The organism is Sediminicoccus sp. KRV36, assembly GCF_023243115.1.
Taxonomy (GTDB): Bacteria; Pseudomonadota; Alphaproteobacteria; order Acetobacterales; family Acetobacteraceae; genus Roseococcus.
Genome location: NZ_CP085081.1, coordinates 2,964,669 through 2,985,079, shown reverse-complemented (window position 1 = coordinate 2,985,079; position 20,411 = coordinate 2,964,669). Strand labels below are relative to the sequence as shown.

Sequence of the window (20,411 nt, the reverse complement as noted above, 5' to 3'; positions counted from 1 at the left end):
TTCCGGCCCGGGAGGCCAGCGTCAAGCTCTACCGTACGGGTTTGCGGTAGAAGGCCATGGGGATGGCGATGGCCAGCACCAGCGCACCCAGCAGGATATAGGGAATATTGCGGATGGATTCCGGCGCGCCGAATTTCTCGATGAAGATCGAGATGATGAGCCCGATGCCGATGATGCCAAAGGCCAGGAATTTGCCGCGGCCTGAAACCTCTTTGCGCATGGGCGCCTGACTGTCCTGCATGTTTGCGTGTCTCCTCGAAGCAGGAGGCCAGCCTATCGTGGCGCCGCGGGCGCGCCAACCATGGCGTGTTACCGGATGGGGGGCGCGTAGTGCAGCCCGCCTCGCGTCCAGATGTCGTTCAGGCCGCGCGGGATGCCCAGGGGGGCGATGTTGCGCTCGAAGATATCGCCGTAATTGCCGACATCGCGGATGATGCGCATCGCCCATTCATTGTCCACGCCGAGCGCCCGGCCCAGATCGCCCGTGCGGCCCAGCAGGCGCTGCACATCGGGATTGGTGGATTGCGCGAAGCTGGCGAGATTGGCCTGGCTGATGCCGAGCTCCTCGGCGTTGATCATGGCAAACAGCGTCCATCGCACCAGGTCGAACCATTTCCAGTCGCCCTTGCGCACCACGGGGCCCAGCGGCTCGCGGCTGATGCGCTCGGGCAGCACCATGTAGCGTTCGGCATTGGCGCCCTGGGCGTGGCGGAAGGTGGCCAGGGCGGTCGCGTCATTGGTGTAGGCATCGCAGCGGCCGGCCAGGAAGGCCGCGCGGATTTCCTCGATGCCCTCGATCACCACCGGCTGGAAGCGCATGCGGTTGGTGCGGAAATAGTCGGTGAGGTTGAGTTCCGTCGTCGTGCCGGGGGCCACGCAGATGGTGGCGCCCTCCAGCTGCCGGGCGGAGGTGATGCCGGAGTCGCGCTTCACGATGAAGCCCTGGCCGTCATAGAAATTGATGCCGGCGAAAGCGAGGCCGAGCGACGCCTCGCGCCCCAGTGTCCAGGTCGTGTTGCGCACCAGCAGATCAAGCTCGCCCGATTGCAGCATGGGGAAGCGCTGCACGGCGGTATTGGGCACGAAGCGGACCTTCTCCGCATCGCCGAGCACCACGGCGGCGACGGCCCGGCAGATATCGGCATCCATGCCGCGCATGATCCCGCGGCTATCGGGATTGGCGAAGCCGACCGAATTCACCGTCACCCCGCAAATGAGATGCCCGCGTGCGCGGATCACGGCGATGGTGTCCGGGGCCGGCTGCGCCTGCGCCAGGCTGGCCAGACATGCGGCGCCGGCGACGAGGGCTGCGAGGAATTTCACGGGGCGGCTCTCCGGAAGGGGTGTGGCGCAAGGCTAGCGGGGAAGCGGCGGATCGCGCGGTTACGACCGCTTCATGCGTAAATCAGCCCAGCGCCTTGGCGTAGCTCTCCGGGCTGAACCCCACGAGGCGGCGCGGGCCGAGATCGAGCACCGGGCGCTTGATCATGGAGGGTTGCGCCAGCATCAGCGCGATGGCGCGCGCTTCGGTCAGCCCCTGCTTTTCGGCCTCGGGCAGTTTGCGGAAGGTCGTGCCGGCGCGGTTCAGCAGCACCTCCCAGCCCAGCTCCGCCACCCAGGCGCTGAGGGTTGCGGGCGCGATGCCTTGGGTCTTGTAGTCATGGAAGACGTAGGCGAGGCCCTTCGCATCCAGCCAGGCGCGCGCCTTCTTCATCGTGTCGCAATTCTTGATGCCGTGGAGGGTGAGGGGCATGGTCCGTCCGATCGCGTCAGGGGTTCTGCAGGACCTTGAGTGCCGCGAGGCGGCCCGAGAGGGCGGCCATGGGCACACCGGCACCCGGATGCGCGCTGCCGCTCGCCACCAGCAGGCCCGGCAGCTTGGTTTGCGTGCCGGGCCGCGCGAAGGTGGCCGACCAGCCGTGCACCGCCTGGCCGTAGAGCGCCCCGCCCGTGGCCGGGAACAGCGCGTCAAAGCCGGTTGGCGTGGTGAGGATTTCGGCCTCGGCGTTGCGCGCGATGCTGAGGCCGCTGCGCGCCAGGAGGGCGAAGGTGGCGGCTTCGGCCTCGGCCAGGGCGGAGGCGGGCAGGGGGCGGTAATCGCCCCGGGCCGGCGCATTGATCAGGCAGAGCAGGCGCTCTGGCCCATCCAGCGCCGTGTCGTCATCGCCGCGATCCTGCGCGCAGACATAGACGGTGGGCGTGCTGGGCAGCCGGCCCTGCTGCGTGAGTTCATCGAATTCACGCGCGTAATCCTTGGAGAAGAAGACATTGTGCCGCACCAGCGGAAACCCCTCCGTCCGCGCATGCATCGCCCAGGTAACGGCGGAGAGCGAGCGGCGCGCCCGCGGCATGGCGGCCACGGCACCCGCTGCAGCCGCACCGAAGCGGCCGGCGCCCAGCGCCGCCACATCGCCATTGGAGATGATGCAGCCGGCCTCGAACACCTCGCCATCGGCCAGGCGAACCCCGGCGGCGCGGCCGTTCCTTACCAGGATTTCCGTCACATCGGCCTGGTAGCGGAAGCGCGCACCCTTGGCCGTGGCCAAGGCCTCGAAGGCGCGGGCCACACGATGCATGCCGCCTTCGACCAGCCAGACCCCTTCCTGCTCGACATGGGCGATGAGCATGAGTGTTGCGGGTGCCAGGAAGGGCGAGGAGCCGACATAGGTGGCATAGCGGCCGAAGAGCTGGCGCAGCCTTGGGTCCTGGAAATGCTCGCCCAGCGCGTTCCACAGCGTGGTGAAGGGCGAGGTGGCCAGCAGCCTGCCCATGCCCCCCAGCCCCGCGCGCCCGACCAGCGCCATGGGTGAAGGCCGGGAATCCCGGATGAAGGGCGCCTCCAGCGCGGCGAAGGTCTTTTTCGCGCGTGCGACGAAAGCGAGGTAGCCCCGCGCCTCGGCCGGGCCGGCAAAGGCGCCGATGGCATCGGCTGAACGCTGGATATCGGCGAAAAGATCGAGCCGACGGGGCGCGCCATCCCAGGCGTGGCGGGCCAGGACCTCGACGGGCTGCAAGGTCAGGTGCTCGGCCAGGCTTGTGCCGCAGGCGGCGAAAATCTCGTCAAACACCCAGCGCATGGTGAAGACGGTGGGGCCGCCATCAATCCGCGCATCGCCGATGGCCAGATGGCGCATCTTGCCGCCGGGTGCGGCCTGGCGCTCCAGCACGGTCACGTCACAGCCGCGCGCGGCCAGCATCGCGGCCGCGGTAAGGCCGGCGATGCCCGCCCCGATGATCAGGACGCGCTTCGTCATGCGGTCACGCCGGGGGCGTGCCGGGCAAAGCCTGGCAGGGCCGGGCGACATGGGGAGCGCGCATCAGGCAAGACCATGCCGAAGGCGTGCTTCAGGCGAACACATCCGCGGGCGAATCCACCAGCATTTCCTCGCCCAGTTCCCGCCCGACGCGCTCGGCATCGCAGGCATCGCCCGTGATGGTCCGGCGCAGAACGAAGCTGCCATCGGCACGGGCGATCAGGCCCGTCAGGCGGATCTGCCCATCTTCCAGCAGCGTCGCATGGCCACCGATCGGCGTCCGGCAGGAGCCGTCCAGCGCGCCCAGGAAGGCGCGCTCACACAGGCTGACCGGGCGCGAGCAGGGGTCGCAGATGGCGGAGAGCAATTCATGCAGCTCCACATCATCGGCGCGGACAGTGACGCCAATGATGCCCTGGCAGGCGGCGGGCACCATGTCATCGGGGCTGATCACCACACCCGCATGATGCTCCAGCCCCAGGCGCTTCAGCCCGGCCAGCGCCAGCAGCGAGGCGTCAAATTCCCCGGTTGAGACGCGGGAGAGGCGGGTCTGCACATTGCCGCGGATCACCTCGCAGCGCAGATCGGGCCGCGCATGCAGCAGCTGCGCCTGGCGGCGGACCGAGGCGGTGCCGATCAGGGCGCCCTTCGGCAGGGCCGCGAAAGGGTCCGCATTGGCGTGATGGGCGGCGCTGGTGAAGCCGCGCGGATCGCGGAAGGCCTGGCGATGGCAGGCATCGCCGAGCACGATGGCGTCGCGCGGGTCTTCGCGGCGCAGGGTGCAGGCGAGCAGCACGCCGGGCGGCAGCTCCGTCTCCAGATCCTTCAGCGAATGCACCGCGAAATCCACGCGGCCATCCAGCAGCGCTTCATGGATTTCCTTGGCAAACAGGCCCTTGCCGCCGATCTCGGCCAGGCGGCGGTCCTGCACGCGGTCCCCCGCGGTGCTGATCTCATGCTCCTCGAAGGCTTCGACCTCGCGCAGCAGCGGGCAGACCGCGCGGATCAGGTCGAGGAAATGCCGCGTCTGATACAGCGCGAGCGGCGAGCCGCGCGTGCCGACCTTCATGGGCAGGGTGGGGCCATGATGGCGCTTGGCGCGGGCCCGGGCGTGGTGGGGGTGAGCGAGGTCCATTATGCGCGCGCCAGGCCGAGGAGGTGGGCCATGTCCTTGAAGAAGATCTTGACGTGCGCCAGTGGGTCCTTCCGGACCAATTCCTTGTTCATGTAGGATTCCCACGTCAGGCGCTGGACATCCTTGTCCATGCACATCTTCACAAAGCGCTCCCGCACCCAGTCATTGCGGTACCAAAAGAACTGCATGATCCCGAGGACCATGAAGACCTTGCCGTGATCCTTCATGAAGCGCTTGCGCGCGCTCTTGAGGGCGGCGGGGTCCTGGGTGGCCAGGGCGATCTGCACCGCCTCGGCCGCCAGGCGCCCGCCCAGCATGGCGTAGTAGATGCCCTCGCCAGAGGCAGGGGCGACCACGCCGGCGCTGTCACCGGCGAGGACGACATCTCGGCCGTTATCCCACTTCTTCAAGGGTTTCATGGGAATGGGCGCGCCCTCGCGGCGCAGCGTCTCCACATGGGCCAGGCCGTTCTCCTCACGCACGGCCGCCGTGGCGCCGCGCAGCGAAAAGCCCTTCCTGGCGCTGCCCGTCCCGATGCTGGCCGTATCGCCATGCGGAAAGATCCAGGCATAGAAATCGGGCGAGGTGCGGCCATCATAGATGACGTCGCAGCGCTGGCTGTCGAAGCCGGTCTCGGGGATCTTCACGATCTCGTGATAGGCGAAGACGCATTTCGGATGGCCCTGCCCGGGGATGGCCTGCAGGGCCAATTCGCTGCGCGCGCCATTGGCGATGATCACCATCTTCGCGCGGATCCGCCGCATCCCGTCCTCGCCCTTGGGCGCGTAGGTGATGACGGCGGTACCATCGGCATCGCGCTCCAGATCATGCGAGGTGCCCTTGATCCATTCGGCGCCGGCCAGGGCCGCGCGCTCGCGCAGCCACTCGTCGAATTCGCAGCGATCCACCATGCCGACATAGCCGCCATTCTCGACCGGCATATCCACGCGGCGGCGCTTGGGCGAGACGATCTGCGCATTGTTGATGCGCGCCACGATCAGGTGATCGGGGATGGCGAAATCACGGATGGCGCGGGGCGGAATGGCGCCGCCACAGGGCTTGATGCGGCCCGCACGGTCCAGCATCGCCACGCGCTTGCCCGCACGGGCCAGGTCATGCGCGGCCGTGGCGCCCGAGGGGCCCCCGCCGACCACCAGCACATCATAAGTCTCTTGGATCACGAAATGGCCTCCTTCATTGGGGACATGCGGAGATTGGGCAGCCGGGATACGGCAAGCCGGGTGGCAATCAGTGCCGAAACAACAAACAACGCGGCCTCACCGAGGAAGACCGCCGCATAGGCGTGCTCGGCGCTGCCGAGCATCCAGCGCGCCAGGTCGCAGACGACCGTCCCGCCGAAGCCGCCCAGCGCGAAGGCAATGGCCTGGGCCGCACCCCAGAGGCCCATGCGGGTGCCGGTGCGCGCGGCCCCGGCCAATTGCATCATCGAGGCGATGGCCGCTGCGGCGAAGGCGCCATTCGCGAGGCCGAGCAGCACGTAAAGTGTCTCCAGCGAGACCGCAGCCTGCAGCTCCGCCGCCATCGCCAGCGCCACCAGGGCGGCGGCGGAAGCGAGGCAGCCCATGAACATCCAGCCGCGCAGCGAGGCGAGGCGCGCGCCGAACAGGCCGGAGCCGAAGATCGCCATGATGATCATGCCGACCAGGGTGCCGCCATTCTGCATGCCGGCCAGGGCGGTGGATTGACCGATGCTGCGGCCGAACACCTCACCCGCGAAGGGCTCCAGCACCAGGTCGGCCGCGCTGTAGGCCAGCATCGAGATGAAGACGAAGATGGTGAAGCGCCGCGCCGCCGGATCAGCCCAGACTTCCCGCAGCACTGCGGAAAACTCCGGGCGCGGACCCTCATGCGCCACGGGGGCCCGCGCGCCGCGCTCCAGCCCGATCAGGGCGAGGCAGGCCAGCAGGAAGGCAAAGAGAGAGACACCGGCGGTGACGGCGATGAGCCGCATGGGCGAGAAGGGGTCCAGCAGCTTGCCGGCCACGCCCGCCGTCACGGCGAAGCCCATGATCATCATCACCCAGAGGATGGTCGCGGCCGGTGCCCGGCGCTCGGCCTCGACCATGGAGGCCAGCATGGCCAGCAGCGACGTTCCGGCCGCACCCACGCCCAGGCCCACCAGGAAGAATCCCAGCGCCGCCAGCGCCACACCCCAGCCGAGCGAAAGGCTCATCAGCGCCACCGCACTCGCGGCGGTGACGCCACCAATGGCCAGGACCGCCATGCCGCCGATGATCCAGGGCGTGCGGCGCGCCCCCATGTCGCTGCCATAACCGAGGCGCGGGCGCAGCATCTGCACGGCGTGGTGAATGGCGACCAGCACGCCCGGCAGCATCGCCGGCAGCGCGTATTCCACCACCATCACGCGGTTCAGCGTGGAGGTGGTCAGCACGATGATCGCACCCAGCGCCGTCTGCACGAGGCCCAGCCGGATGATGCTGATCCAGGACAGACCCGCCGCCGATTGCCGGGGGGCCGTGGCCTGGAGGCGTGAATGGGCGGCGCCGAGGGCGTTCATGCCATCCCCCGCACCGCGATGGCGGATGCCAGCATGCCCAGCACATACATGCCGATGCCGGTTGCATTGTACCAGGGCGCCAGCTTCTTCGGGTCCCGCAGCATCTTCACCATGGCGGCGACCTGGCCGCCCAGAAGGGCGACGATGACCAGCGCGTAGATCGGCTCGCCCCACACGAAGAGCAGGCCGATCACCGCCACCTGCGGGATCGCCATGACCCAGCAGGCCACCAGCGCCGCGCGCTCGGCGCCCAGCTGCACGGGCAGGCTGCGCACGCCGGTGCGGGTATCGCCTTCGATGGATTTGAAATCATTCAGCGTCATGATGCCGTGGGCACCCAGGCCATAGAGCAGCGCCAGGATGACCACCGGCATGGCCGGCGCCCCGCCCGAGATCACGGCGGCGGCGGTGATCCAGGGCAGCGACTCGTAGCTCAGGCCGCAGGCGAGGTTGCCGTACCAGCCATTCAGCTTCAGCCGCAGCGGCGGGGCCGAATAGGCCCAGGCGAGGAGCAGCGCGACCACTGTGGCGGCAAAGCCCCAAAGGCCGAGCGTGGCGCCGATCAGCAGCGAAACGCCGCTCCAGAAGATCGCGATGTGCAGGCCCATGCGGCCGGGAATCCGGCCCGAGGGAATCGGGCGGTTGGGCTCGTTGATGGCGTCCACATGGCGGTCGAACCAGTCATTCACCGCCTGGCTGGTGGCGCAGACCATGGGCCCGGCCAGCAAGAGGCCGAGTGCCGCATAGCCCCAGCGCCCCTGCATCGGCGCACCCGAGGCGACGACGCCGCAGAGAAACGCCCAGACCGGCGGGAACCAGGTGACCGGCTTGAACAATTCCAGCACGGCGGACCAGTCCGGACGGGTGAGGGTGGTACCGGACATGCGGCTATACCTCCTCATCCGCATCGGCTTCGCCGATGCCATAGCGCCGCAGCTTCACGTAGAGCGACTGGCGGGAGAGGCCGAGCATCTCGGCCGCCGAGGCGCGGTTGTTGCCGGTGAGATCGAGGGCCGCCTCGATGGCCAGCTTTTCGATCACGTCGGTCGCTTCGCGGACCAGCTCCTTGAGCGGCACCCGGCCGACGAGGTCGGTGAGCTGGCCGGCCGGCGGCAGGGCGGGGCCCGTATCCGTGTTGCTGGCGGGGCGGGTGCCGATATCGCGGATGGTGAAGCCAAAGCAGGTCTGCCCGCCATCCAGCACCGAGACGGCCGAGACTTCGACATCTGCCTGCGAACCCTGGTCGCCGCGCAGGATGGTGCGGAACATGCGCACCGGGCCGCGGCCGCGCACCTGGGCCAGCAGCACATCGAGCTCGATGGATTGGCGGCCCAGGAAGCGGGAGAGTTCCTCGCCGCGCGCCTGCGCCTCATTCGGCAATTCGGCGAGTTCAAGGAAGGCCGGATTGGCGGTGATGATCCGCCCATCGGCGCTGATCAGCACGAAGGCATCGGGCGTGCTCTCGACGAAATCGGCCAGACGGGTGCTGGCCTGCGGCGCGGCGAGCGGCTGGCGCTCAGCGCCCATGAAAGCGAGGCGGACCAGAAAGAGCGAGCTGCGCTCATGCCGCAGCAACGAGGCGGAGAGCAGCACCTCCCGCGCCGAGTCGGCGAGGGTGACGCGGCGCTCTTCCGCCGTGCCGGCGGCGCGGACGGCCGCGAGCAGGGCCTCGATTCGCGGCCGCTCCTCGGTGGCGAAGGCGTCGAGGAAGCTGGGCTCGGCGCCGAACAGGCGATCAGCCGCCAGATTGGCCTCCAGCACGCGCAGATTGGCGGCATCCAGCACCAGAACGGGCTCGCCCGACATCTGGAATAGCAGGCGGTAGCGTGTCTCGGCCTGGCGCAGGCGGCCATATTCCCGCTCCATAGCCTGCTGCGCCTCGACCAGGCGTTGCTGCAGGGAGGCGAGCAGCCGCAGATCCCGCGCGAAAACGATGCTGCGGTCAGACCCCGTGACGTGATTGGCCGCGCACAGCAGCGGCAGGCTGAGGCCGTCCAGGCCGCGCAGATTCAGGTGACGCCAGCGCGGCATCTCCTGTGCGGCGGCGCCGGTCAGCATGTCATGCACCTTGCCGCGGCTGTCCTCGGCCACGGAATCGGAGAGGACACGGCCCACCCACGCCTTGCGCCCACCCAATGCGGCGGCAAGGTCGGCATTGCCGAAGGCCATGTCGCGGATCACACCTTCACCATCAATCACCAGCGTCGCGTCGGCGGCGGCGGCAATCAGGCGCGATGCGGCTTCCGCATCCATGTCTCCAAGCGACTGGCCCGGGGTGCCAAATCCCAACACGCGATGTGCGATCCTTACGGGGTCAGGGTTGAAAGCGGGTTCGCGCGGCTCATCGCGCGCCAGCCATGAGCGCCACCAGGGCTTCGGCCCGGCTCAGCGCCTCGGCCGCGTCGGACGCGGTGGCATCGGCGCCGGCGGCGGCCGCGATTTCGGGATGCGCCAGCAAGGCCGGCCCGCCCAGCATGACAGCCACCTCGGGGTTGCGGGAATGCTTGCGGATCGCGGCGATCTGCCCGGCCAGGCCCGGCAGGTTCTCCGAGGAACCGGCGGAGATCGCCACCACGCCGAACCATTGCGAGGAGACGAGGGCGATCAGCGTCTCCATGCTGTCAATGCTGTCATCCACGATGGCCCAGCCGCCGGCGCGGAAGAATTCCGCCACCATGGCGATGCCCAGGCTGTGCTGGCTGCCGATGGCGGTCATCATCAGGGCGGAGCGCCCACCACCGATGGTGCTGGCCGTAACCAGGCCCGGGGCCAGCGCGCGCAGCTGCTGGTGCAGGATGATCATGCCGAGTGTCACCTCGACGAAGGTGCAGCGGTCTTCCTCCCACCATTCGCCCAGGCGGCGGGCGATCAGTGTCAACAAAGTCAGACAAAGGGTCTCCGAGGATTGGCCAGACGCACGGCGGCGGGCGATGACCGTGGCCAGCGCCTCACTCTCGCCGCGGCTGACGGAACCGGTCAGGCGCTCGATCTCTCCGACATCCACGGCCTGGCGCAATTCGGTGAGCAGGGGGAGGACCTCCTGGCCCACCGCGCGCTCGATTTGCCGAGAGATGACCTCGAGGCGACGGCCATAAATGGCTTTGGCGAGCGGTCGTTCCATGGTTCTGATCCGGGTGATTGGGGCCGCGTGCCTCACCGAGCTTTGCATCATGTAATCGGCTTCCTCAAACACCCGTCTGGTCGGATCATCGTCCGGCGCGTCGAACATTGTCAATTGATCTTTACGTCAATCTTGCTTGACACCAGGGAGGGGCCTCTCCTAGCCTTCGGATATCCAAAGGGAGCCGAGACGGCCGGGAGATGCGAGTGGTTCGGACAAGTTCTGACCCGAAAAGCAGCCCAGGCATCGCGCTCCCGCAGCGGAGGGGTAGTCCAAAGATGCTTTCCAACCCGGTTCTCGATCGTCTGATCAACGCGGTGGACTCTTGCCCTTACGGCATGGCGTCGGGCCGCAAGCACAAGCATGCCCAGCAGCGCGCCCCGCTCTACACCGTTGAGGAGAAGGCCCGCCGCGACGCGACGCCCTGGACGCTGGTGCAGGGCATCCTGGCCCCCGTGCAGTTCCTGGTCTTCATGGTCAGCCTGGGCCTGGTGATCCGCTACCTCGGCAGTGGCGAGGGCCTGGCCTGGGCCGAGGGCTCCATCGTCCTGAAAACGCTGCTGCTGTACACGATCATGATCACCGGCTGCATCTGGGAGCATGAGGTTTACGGCAAGTACCTCTTTGCCCCCGCCTTCTTCTGGGAAGACGTGTTCAGCATGCTGGTCCTGGCCTTGCACACCGGCTATCTGGCCGCGCTGTTCAGTGGGTGGGGTGATACGAATTTCCAGATGTGGCTGGCCCTTGCCGCCTATGCCGCCTACGTCATCAACGCCACGCAGTTCATCCTCAAGCTGCGCGCCGCGCGCCTGCAGGCCGCAACCGCATGAGTGTCACTCTCGACCGTACCGTCGAGGCCGGCTGCGACTCGCGCCCCATCCTGCGTGAGCGTGGCCAGCGCGAAGTCTTCTGCGGGCTGACCGGCATCGTCTGGATGCATCGCAAGATCCAGGACGCCTTCTTCCTCGTGGTCGGCAGCCGCACCTGCGCGCATCTTCTGCAATCGGCCGCCGGCGTCATGATCTTCGCCGAACCGCGTTTCGCCACCGCCATCCTCGATGAGCGTGACCTCGCGGGCCTGGCTGACGCGCAGGAAGAGCTGGACCGCAATGTGACGCGCCTGCTGGAGCGCCGGCCGGACATCAAGCTTCTGTTCCTGGTGGGCTCCTGCCCGTCCGAGGTGATCAAGCTGGATCTGGCCCGCGCGGCGCAGCGGCTGGATCGCCGCTTCAATGGGGTGCGCGTGCTGAATTATTCGGGCTCGGGAATCGAGACCACCTTCACCCAGGGCGAGGATGCCTGCCTCGCTGCACTGGTGCCGGAACTGGCGCAGAGCGATGCGTCGCAGCTGCTGGTCGTCGGTGCGCTGGCCGATGTGGTGGAAGACCAGTTCATCCGCCTTTTCGCCGCCATGGGAATCGAGCGCGTGGCCTTCCTGCCCTCGCGCCGCGCGGGTGGCATGCCGGTGGTTGGGCCGGGCACGAAGTTCCTGCTGGCGCAGCCTTTTCTCGCCGAGACGGGGCGCCTCCTGGAAGCTCGCGGCGCACAGCATCTGCCGGCCGTTTTCCCGCTGGGGGCCGAAGGCACGACGCTCTGGCTGCGTGCCGCGGCCGAGGCGTTCGGCATCAGTGATGGGCACTTCCGCGAAGTGACCGCGGCGGGCGAGGCGCGGGCGCGCCAGGCGCTGGCGGCCCCGCGGGCGCGCTTGGCCGGAAAATCCGTGTTCTTCTTTCCCGACTCGCAGCTGGAAGTGCCGATGGCGCGGTTCCTCACACGCGAATGCGGCATGCAGGCGATCGAGATCGGCACGCCCTATCTGCATCGTCAGCACCTCGCGCAGGAAATGCCGCTGCTGCCGGAATCGGCGCTGATCTCCGAAGGCCAGGATGTCGAGAAGCAGCTGGATCGCTGCCACGCGGCACGGCCTGATCTTGTCGTGTGTGGCCTCGGCCTTGCGAATCCGCTGGAGGCGCAGGGCATCACGACCAAATGGTCCATCGAGCTCGTCTTCACCCCCGTGCAGGGCTACGATCAGGCGGCGGATCTCGCTGGCCTTTTCGCGCGTCCCTTCGCGCGGCGCGACCTGCTGAGGGTGCCTTTGGCCGAGCGGCCGATTCACGCCTCCGGGCAAAGCCCTGCGGCGATCGGACGCTAACGCCATGCAACTCACCCTCTGGACCTATGAAGGCCCGCCGCATGTCGGCGCGATGCGAATCGCCGCCGCGATGGAAGGCCTGCATTACGTGCTGCACGCCCCGCAGGGCGATACCTATGCGGATCTGCTGTTCACCATGATCGAGCGGCGCAATACCCGCCCGCCCGTGACCTACACCACCTTCCAGGCGCGTGACCTGGGCGGCGACACGGCGGAATTGTTCAAGACCTCGCTGCGCGATGCCTATGCGCGGTTCCAGCCCGAAGCGATGCTGGTGGGCTCTTCCTGCACGGCGGAGCTGATCCAGGATGATCCGGGTGGCCTGGCCGCGACATCGGGCCTGCCGATTCCCGTCATCGCGGTGGAATTGCCCGCCTACCAGAAGAAGGAAAACTGGGGTGCGGCGGAGACGCTCTACCAGGTGATCCGGCGCTTCGCGGTGAAGATGGAGCGCGCGCCGGGTGCGGCACCGCGCTGCAATATCCTGGGGCCGACCGCCCTTGGTTTCCGCCACCGCGATGACATCAAGGAGGTGCGCGGCCTGCTCGCGCGCCTTGGCGTCGAGGTGAATGTGGTCGCCCCCTTGGGCGCGCGCCCTTCGGATCTGGCGCGGCTGGGCGATGCGGATTTCAACGTGGTGCTCTACCCCGAGATCGCGGGCCAGGCGGCGTCCTGGATGCAGCGGAATCTCGGCCAGGAATTCACCCGCTGCATTCCCATCGGCGTCGGCGCCACGCGCGATTTCATCACGGAGGTGGCGGGCCTTGCTGGCATTGATGCCAGTGAGTTCCTGGCCGAGGAGACGTCGCGCCTGCCCTGGTATTCGCGCAGCGTGGACAGCACCTATCTGACCGGCAAGCGCGTCTTCATCTTCGCCGATGCGACGCATGCCGTGGCGGCAGCGCGTGTCGCGGCCGAGGAGCTGGGCTTCCAGGTGGTCGGGCTGGGCACCTATTCGCGCGAACAGGCGCGGGATGTGCGCGAAGCGGCCAAGCGCCACGGCCTCGAGGCGCTGATCACCGATGACTATCTGGAGGTTGAGGCCGCCATCGCCGCCGCCCAGCCCGAACTCGTGCTCGGCACGCAGATGGAGCGCCATGTCGCCAAGCGCCTCGGCGTGCCTTGCGCCGTGATTTCAGCGCCGGTGCATGTGCAGGATTTCCCCGCGCGCAACTCTCCGCAAATGGGATTTGAGGGTGCGAACGTCCTGTTCGACACCTGGGTCCATCCGCTGATGATGGGCCTGGAGGAACATCTCATCGGGATGTTCCGCGAAGATTTTGAATTTCACCATGAGGCTGCTCCCTCGCATCTCGGCCATGCCGCGACCGCGATCCCCGAGAGGGTTCAGGAGCCTGCCCCGGCGGAGCTTTCCGCCGTGCCAAGCCTTGCTGTGGAGCTTCCGGCCGAGACGGTCTGGAGCGCTGACGGTGAGAAGGAATTGAAGAAAATTCCCTTCTTTGTCCGCGGCAAGGCGAAGCGCAACACGGAGCGCTTCGCTGAGATGAACGGCATCCGTACCATCACGGTAGAGACCCTGTATGACGCAAAAGCACACTTCTCCCGCTAAGGGGGGGCAACCCCTCAACTTCGTCATCGTGACCATGGATGGTCACTTTGGTGCTGCGGTTGAGCGTGCCCAGGCGGAACTCGCGGCCGAGATGCCGGGGCTTCGCCTCGTGGTCCACTCGGCCGATGAGTGGGCGAGCGACGCGCATGCGCTGGCCGCCTGCCACGCGGATATCGCCCGCGCCGATATCGTGATTTCCGCCATGCTCTTCCTCGATGATCATGTGCGCATGGTGATGCCGGCGCTGGAAGCGCGCCGCCCGCATTGCACGGCCATGGTGGGCATGATGTCGGCGGGAGAGGTCGTGAAGCTCACGCGCCTCAATCGCTTTGACATGTCGGTCGAGGCGAAGGGCGTGCTGGGCATGCTCAAGAAGCTGCGCGGCTCCAAGGGCCCGAAATCATCCGGCGCGGGCCAGATGAAGGTGCTGAAGGAGCTGCCGAAGCTGCTGCGCTTCATCCCGGGTGTCGCCCAGGACGTGCGGGCCTACATGCTCTGCCTGCAATACTGGCTGGCCGGCTCCTCCGAGAACCTGGCCAATCTGGTGCGGATGCTGGCACATCGCTACGCCGACGCGCCGGTCGCCAAGCCTGGCAAGCCGGTCGAGTATCCGGATATCGGCCTGTATCACCCGCGCATCGCCGGGCATTTCGCGGATGACGTCGCGGCATTGCCGCGTGTGGCCCAGCCCCAGGGCCGGGTTGGCCTGCTGGTGCTGCGCTCTTATGTGCTGGCCGGCAATGCCGGGCATTATGACGGCGTCATCGCCGAATTCGAGAAGCGCGGCATCGAAGTGGTGCCCGCCTTCGCCTCCGGCCTGGATCAGCGCCCGGCGGTGGAGCGCTTCTTCATGCGGGACGGCAAGGCGACGGTGGATGCCGTGGTCTCGCTCACCGGGTTTTCGCTGGTGGGTGGCCCCGCCTACAATGATGCGCGCGCGGCCGAGGCCATCCTCGGCGCGCTCGATGTCCCCTATATCGGTGCGCATCCGCTGGAGTTCCAGCCGATCTTCCAATGGCGCAAGGACCCGCGCGGGCTGACGCCGGTCGAGGCGACCATGATGGTGGCCCTGCCGGAGCTGGACGGCGCCATCATGCCGATGACCTTTGGCGGACGCTGCGGCGCCACCACGCCCACGGATCGCTGCCCGGGCTGCGATGGCGTCTCCTGCGGGCGTGACATGGTCGCGCATTACGAGCGCGCCGGCATGCTGGCCCAGCGCGTGGCGAAGGTGATCATGCTGCGCCGCAAGGCACGGGCGGAGCGCCGCGTCGGCATCGTGCTGTTCAACTTCCCGCCCAATGCCGGCAACACGGGCACCGCCGCCTATCTCTCCGTGTTCGAGAGCCTGCACGCGACGATGCTCGGCATGCGCGATGAGGGCTACACCATCGAAGTGCCGGAAACGGTGGATGCGCTGCGGGAGCACATCATCAACGGCAATCGTGAGACCTTCGGCGCGCTCGCCAATGTCGGCGCGCGTGTCACCACGGATGATCACGTTCGCAAGCAGCGCTGGCTGGGCGAGATCGAGAAATCCTGGGGCCCCGCACCAGGCCGCCAGCAGAGCGATGGCGCTTCCATCCATGTGCTGGGTGAGCGCTTTGGCAATGTCTTCGTCGGCGTCCAGCCGGGCTTCGGCTATGAGGGCGACCCGATGCGGTTGCTGTTCGAGCATGGCTTCGCGCCGACCCACGCCTTCGCCGCCTTCTATCGCTGGCTGCAGGAAGATTTCCGCGCCGATGCGGTGCTGCATTTCGGCACCCATGGCGCGCTGGAATTCATGCCCGGCAAGCAGGCCGGCATGTCGGCCGAATGCTGGCCCGACCGGCTGATCGGCGACCTGCCGAATTTCTACCTCTACGCCTCCAACAACCCCTCCGAGGGCATGCTGGCCAAGCGGCGCGCGGGCGCCACGCTGATCAGCTACCTGACACCGCCGGTGGCGAGTGCGGGGCTCTATCGCGGCCTGATGGACCTCAAGGCCAGCCTGGATCGCTGGCGCGCGCTGGAGCCCGATACGGATCCCGCGATGCGCGCGAATATGGCGCAGCTGGTGCAGGCGCAGGCCGCGGCCGTCGAGTTGGCCGAGGCCGAGCCCGCCTGGGAGGCTGAGGCCTGCGAAGTCCGCATGATGAAGCTGACGGCCGAATTGCTGGAGCTGGAATACACGCTCATCCCCTATGGCCTGCACGCGTTGGGCAAGCCGATGAGCGCGCAGCAGCGCATCGAGATGCTGAATTCAGCCGGCGTGACCGACCCGGCCGAGCGCGAGCGCCTGGATCACCTGCTGGCGACCGAGCATGAAATCCCCGCGATCCTGCATGCGCTGGATGGCGGCTACACGAAGCCGGCTCCGGGTGGCGATTTGCTGCGCACCACGGATGTGCTGCCCACCGGCCGCAACCTGCATGGCTTTGATCCCTTCGCCATCCCCTCGACCTTCGCGATCCAGGATGGCGCGCAGCAGGCCGACCGCCTGCTGGAGCGGCATTCGGCCAATGGCGCGGCGCTGCCCGAGACCATCGCGATGGTTTTGTGGGGCACGGATAACCTGAAGACCGAGGGCGGTCCCATCGCGCAGGCGTTGTGGTTGATGGGCGCGGAACCGCGGCATGACGCCTATGGCCGGCTGTGCGGGGCGCAGCTTGTGCCGCTGGAGCGTCTGGGCCGGCCGCGCATTGACGTGATGATCAGCCTCTCCGGCATCTTCCGCGACCTGCTGCCCCTGCAGACCAAGCTGCTGGCGGAGGCGGCGCTCTTTGCCGCCCAGGCGGATGAGCCGCAGGAGATGAATTTCATCCGTAAGCACGTCCTGGCCTTCATGGCCAAGAATGGCGGCTGCATCGAGGATGCGGCACTGCGCATCTTCGGCAATGCGGATGGCACCTATGGCGCCAACGTCAACCAGATCGTCGATAATGGCGGCTGGCAGGATGAGGATGAACTGGCCGAGGCCTATGTGAAGCGCAAGGGCTTCGCCTATGGCGCCGATGGCCGCCCACGCCGCCAGGACGCCGTGATGAATGACGTGCTGGGCACGGTGGAATGCACCTACCAGAACCTCGACTCCGTCGAGAGCGGCATCACCACCATCAGCCATTACTTCGACAGCCTGGGCGGCATGAGCCGCGCCGTGCTGCGCGTCCGTGGGCAGGAGCCTTCGGTCTATATCGGCGACCAGACCAAGGGGGCCGGCACCATCCGCTCGCTGGCCGAGCAGGTCAGCCTGGAGACACGGACGCGCGCCCTGAACCCGAAATGGTTCGAGGCGATGCTCAGCCACGGCTATGAGGGCGTGCGCCAGATCGAGGAGCACGTGACCAACACCATGGGTTGGTCCGCCACCACCGGCCAGGTGCAGCCCTGGGTGTATCAGCACCTGGCGCAGACCTACATGCTGGATGAAGAAATGCGGGCGCGGTTGGCCAACCTCAACCCGACCGCATCCGCCAAGATCGCAAACCGCCTGATCGAAGCCACCGAACGCTCCTACTGGACCCCGGATGCAGCAACGCTTGAAGCGCTGCGCCGTGCCGGTGAGGAGCTCGAAGACAGGCTTGAAGGCATCACCCCGGAGATGGCAGCATGAATATCGTGACGCGCAAGGAATTGATCCGCGGGGCCAACACCGAAAAGGTGGGCGACGGCGTGGGCAGCGTGCAGGTCCATATGGACCAGATGGCGAAGATCGAGACGGCGAAGGTCTTCGCCGTCTATGGCAAGGGCGGGATCGGCAAGAGCACCACAAGCTCCAACCTCTCGGCCGCCTTCGCCAAGCTGGGCAAGCGCGTGCTGCAGATCGGCTGCGATCCGAAGCACGACAGCACATTCACCCTCACCAAGCGGATGATCCCGACGGTCATTGACGTGCTGGAGAGTGTGGACTTCCACGCGGAAGAACTCCGCGCGGAAGATTTCGTGGTCGAGGGCTATGGCGGCGTCATGTGCGTGGAGGCCGGCGGGCCGCCAGCGGGCACGGGCTGCGGCGGCTATGTCGTGGGCCAGACGGTGAAGCTCCTGAAGGAGCATCATCTGCTGGAGGACACGGATGTGGTGGTCTTCGACGTGTTGGGCGATGTGGTGTGCGGCGGCTTCGCGGCCCCCTTGCTGCACGCGGATCGCGGGCTGATCGTCGCCGCCAATGACTTTGACAGCATCTTCGCGATGAACCGCATCGTGGCCGCCATCCATGCCAAGGCGAAGAATTACGGCGTGCGGATCGGTGGCGTCATCGCCAACCGCTCGAAGGATGTGGATCAGATCCAGCGCTACAATGACGCGACGGGGATGCAGTTGCTCGGGCATTTCCCCGACCTCGACGTGATCCGGCGTTCGCGCCTGAAGAAGTGTACGCTGTTCGAGATGGCGGACAGCCCGGAAGTGGAGGCGGTGCGCGCGGAATATCTGCGTCTGGCCGCCAGCCTCTGGGCCGGGGTGGAGCCCCTGGCGGCCGAGCCGATGAAGGATCGCGAGATCTTCGATCTGCTGGGCTACGACTGATGCAGAACGCCAGCTACACCGAGCGCCGCGGCAAGCTCGAAGCCTATTTCGACCGGACGGCCGCTGTGGCTTGGCAGCGCCTCACTTCGGACGCGCCGGTCAGTGGCATCCGCGCCACGGTCCGCGCCGGGCGGGAGGAGATGCGCAATACGCTGCTCTCCTGGCTGCCCGCGGACATGACCGGCCTGCGCGTCCTGGATGCGGGCTGTGGCACGGGCGCCCTGGCGAGCGAGGCCGCGATGCGCGGGGCCGAAGTGGTGGCCGTGGACCTCTCGCCCACACTCGTCGCCTGCGCGCGGGAGCGTGCGCTGGAGATTGGCGGCCCGCAGCCTGAATTCCACGCCGGCGACATGCTGGGAGAGGAGCATGGCGAATTCGACCACATCGTCGCGATGGACAGCCTGATCCATTACGACGCGCCCGACATCGTGGCGGCCCTGGCGCGTGCGGCGAAGCGTTGCCGCCGCTCGATGCTGTTCACCGTGGCGCCCAACTCGCCCATGCTGAGCGCCATGATCACCGTGGGCCGGCTGTTTCCGCGCGGCGACCGGGCACCCTTCATCGCGCCGCTGGCCGAATCCAAGCTGCGCCGGTTGATCGCGGCGGAGCCCGCGCTGCGGGGCTTCACCGCCGGCCGGCACAGGAAGGTGCAGCGCGGCTTCTACACCAGCCAGGCCTATGAATGGGTGCGCGCATGAAGGGTTTCAGCGTCGCCAGGCAGTGGATGAAGCTCTCGCCTTCGATGCTGCCCTTCGCCGATGCGGCGACGGATGAATTGCCGCTCTCGCGACTGTTGCGGCTTTCGCTGTTTCAGATTTCCGTCGGCATGGCGGCCGTGCTGCTGATCGGCACGCTGAACCGCGTGATGATCGTGGAATTGCAGGTCCCGGCGGGGCTGGTCGCGGTGATGGTGGCGCTGCCGCTGGTCTTCGCGCCGCTGCGCGCGCTGATCGGCTTCCGCTCGGATAATTATGCCTCGGCGTTGGGCTGGCGGCGCGTGCCCTATATCTGGTTCGGCACCATCTTCCAGTTCAGCGGCTTCGCGATGATGCCCTTTGCGCTGATCCTGCTCTCGGGCGATACCACGGGCCCGATGTGGGCGGGGCAGGTGGCGGCCGCCATCTCCTTCCTGCTGGTGGGTGCGGGCATGCACATGGTGCAGACGGCCGGTCTCGCGCTGGCCACCGATATTGCGCCGCCCAAGGTGCAGGCCAAGGTGGTGGCGCTGCTCTCGGTGATGTTCCTGCTGGGGATGCTGCTGAGTTCCATCGTCTTCGGCGCGCTGCTGACGCCCTTCACCCAGCTCAAGCTGATCCAGGTGATCCAGGGTGCGGCCGCCATCACCATGGTGCTGAACTTCATCGCCGTGTGGAAGCAGGAGCCGCGGGTTCCGAACCGCAACATGGACCGCGTCGTGGAGCCGAGCTTCATGGAGGCCTGGCGCGAATTGCGCGCGACGGGGCCCTGGGGGCGGCGGCTGCTGGCGACGGGCCTGGGCACCTATGCCTTCTCCATGCAGGACATTCTGCTGGAGCCTTACGGGGGGCAGATCCTCGGCCTCTCGGTCGGCACGACGACGCTGCTGACGGCGCTCTTTGCCTCGGGCGGCATCCTGGGTTTCTGGCTGGCGGCCAAGCGGATCGGCGATGGCTCTGACGCCAACCGGATCGCGGGCTTTGGCGCCATGTTCGGCACGCTCGGCTTCGCTGGCGTCATGCTGGCGGCGCCTTTCGGCAGTGCGGGGCTGTTCGCCTGCGGCATCGCGGTCATCGGCTTTGGCGCTGGCCTGTTCGGCCATGGCACATTGACGAGCTGCATGCAGGCCGCGCCGACGGACAAGGTCGGCCTGGCTCTTGGCAGCTGGGGTGCGGTGCAGGCGACGGCAGCGGGGCTTGCCATCGCCTCGGGCGGCCTCCTGCGGGACACATTGGCTGAGCTGGCCGCCAACGGCCTGCTCGGTCCCGTGCTGACGGGGCCGGCGGTGGGCTATTGCGCCGTCTACCTCGTCGAAATCGCGCTGCTCTTCGCGACATTGGTGGTGATCGGGCCTCTGGTCCGCGCTCCATCGCGCTATGCCTCACCGCTCGGGCTTTCCGAGCCGCAAACTGCAACCTGAAGCCAAAAAGGAGGTCCG

General features: G+C 67.4%; 17 protein-coding genes. 7 read left to right on the top strand and 10 right to left on the bottom strand.

From position 1 onward, the window contains the following. Positions 1-28: 28 nt before the first annotated feature. From LHU95_RS14010 to LHU95_RS13965, 10 genes are all read right to left on the bottom strand, one after another. Positions 29-241, bottom strand: a complete 213-nt coding sequence (locus LHU95_RS14010; protein WP_248707579.1) for a hypothetical protein — start codon at positions 239-241, stop codon at positions 29-31. A 68-nt stretch (positions 242-309) separates the two neighbouring features. Further along, positions 310-1,323, bottom strand: a complete 1,014-nt coding sequence (locus tag LHU95_RS14005; RefSeq protein WP_248707578.1) for an amino acid ABC transporter substrate-binding protein — start codon at positions 1,321-1,323, stop codon at positions 310-312. Between the two features lie 82 nt (positions 1,324-1,405). After that, positions 1,406-1,753 carry an ArsC family reductase gene (locus tag LHU95_RS14000; protein WP_248707577.1) on the bottom strand — a complete coding sequence of 116 codons (348 nt, stop codon included), beginning with the start codon at positions 1,751-1,753 and terminating at the stop codon, positions 1,406-1,408. Positions 1,754-1,769: 16 nt separating this feature from the next. Then, positions 1,770-3,254, bottom strand: coding sequence for a 1-hydroxycarotenoid 3,4-desaturase CrtD (crtD, locus tag LHU95_RS13995; RefSeq protein WP_248707576.1), 1,485 nt, complete (start codon positions 3,252-3,254; stop codon positions 1,770-1,772). A gap of 91 nt (positions 3,255-3,345) precedes the next feature. Then, the gene (gene hemC, locus LHU95_RS13990; RefSeq protein ID WP_248707575.1) at positions 3,346-4,389 is read right to left on the bottom strand and encodes a hydroxymethylbilane synthase; all 1,044 of its coding nucleotides are present in this window, start codon (positions 4,387-4,389) and stop codon (positions 3,346-3,348) included. Then, the gene (locus LHU95_RS13985; RefSeq protein ID WP_248707574.1) at positions 4,389-5,570 is read right to left on the bottom strand and encodes a geranylgeranyl diphosphate reductase; all 1,182 of its coding nucleotides are present in this window, start codon (positions 5,568-5,570) and stop codon (positions 4,389-4,391) included. Before LHU95_RS13985 ends, hemC begins: the two co-directional genes overlap by 1 nt. Further along, entirely contained in the window at positions 5,567-6,928 is a 1,362-nt protein-coding gene (locus LHU95_RS13980; RefSeq protein ID WP_248707573.1) for a BCD family MFS transporter, read from the bottom strand. The genes LHU95_RS13985 and LHU95_RS13980 overlap by 4 nt, the downstream gene beginning before the upstream one ends. Then, on the bottom strand, positions 6,925-7,812 hold the full coding sequence (gene chlG / locus LHU95_RS13975; RefSeq protein WP_248707572.1) for a chlorophyll synthase ChlG: 888 nt from the start codon (positions 7,810-7,812) through the stop codon (positions 6,925-6,927). The genes LHU95_RS13980 and chlG overlap by 4 nt, the downstream gene beginning before the upstream one ends. Positions 7,813-7,816: 4 nt before the next feature. Next, on the bottom strand, positions 7,817-9,220 hold the full coding sequence (gene ppsR, locus LHU95_RS13970) for a transcriptional regulator PpsR (RefSeq protein WP_248707571.1): 1,404 nt from the start codon (positions 9,218-9,220) through the stop codon (positions 7,817-7,819). A 49-nt stretch (positions 9,221-9,269) separates the two neighbouring features. Then, positions 9,270-10,049 carry a cobalamin B12-binding domain-containing protein gene (locus LHU95_RS13965; RefSeq protein ID WP_248707570.1) on the bottom strand — a complete coding sequence of 260 codons (780 nt, stop codon included), beginning with the start codon at positions 10,047-10,049 and terminating at the stop codon, positions 9,270-9,272. Positions 10,050-10,387: 338 nt separating this feature from the next. Here LHU95_RS13965 and bchF point away from each other — a divergent pair, with 338 nt between their 5' ends. The 7 genes from bchF to LHU95_RS13930 all read left to right on the top strand — a co-directional run bounded on the left by bchF (position 10,388) and on the right by LHU95_RS13930 (position 20,393). Continuing rightward, a complete protein-coding gene (gene bchF / locus LHU95_RS13960) occupies positions 10,388-10,879 on the top strand; it encodes a 2-vinyl bacteriochlorophyllide hydratase (protein WP_248711560.1) in 492 nt (163 codons plus the stop codon). Further along, complete coding sequence (locus LHU95_RS13955) at positions 10,876-12,204, top strand: ferredoxin:protochlorophyllide reductase (ATP-dependent) subunit N (protein ID WP_248707569.1); 1,329 nt, start codon at positions 10,876-10,878, stop codon at positions 12,202-12,204. Before bchF ends, LHU95_RS13955 begins: the two co-directional genes overlap by 4 nt. Before the next feature lie 4 nt (positions 12,205-12,208). Further along, complete coding sequence (gene bchB / locus LHU95_RS13950; RefSeq protein WP_248707568.1) at positions 12,209-13,774, top strand: ferredoxin:protochlorophyllide reductase (ATP-dependent) subunit B; 1,566 nt, start codon at positions 12,209-12,211, stop codon at positions 13,772-13,774. Between the two features lie 34 nt (positions 13,775-13,808). Beyond that, a complete protein-coding gene (locus LHU95_RS13945; RefSeq protein WP_248707567.1) occupies positions 13,809-17,366 on the top strand; it encodes a magnesium chelatase subunit H in 3,558 nt (1,185 codons plus the stop codon). An 80-nt stretch (positions 17,367-17,446) separates the two neighbouring features. Continuing rightward, a complete protein-coding gene (gene bchL, locus LHU95_RS13940; protein WP_248711559.1) occupies positions 17,447-18,277 on the top strand; it encodes a ferredoxin:protochlorophyllide reductase (ATP-dependent) iron-sulfur ATP-binding protein in 831 nt (276 codons plus the stop codon). Beyond that, positions 18,277-18,975, top strand: a complete 699-nt coding sequence (bchM, locus tag LHU95_RS13935; RefSeq protein WP_248707566.1) for a magnesium protoporphyrin IX methyltransferase — start codon at positions 18,277-18,279, stop codon at positions 18,973-18,975. Before bchL ends, bchM begins: the two co-directional genes overlap by 1 nt. Next, on the top strand, positions 18,972-20,393 hold the full coding sequence (locus tag LHU95_RS13930; protein WP_248707565.1) for a PucC family protein: 1,422 nt from the start codon (positions 18,972-18,974) through the stop codon (positions 20,391-20,393). Before bchM ends, LHU95_RS13930 begins: the two co-directional genes overlap by 4 nt. The last annotated feature ends 18 nt before the right edge of the window (positions 20,394-20,411 follow it).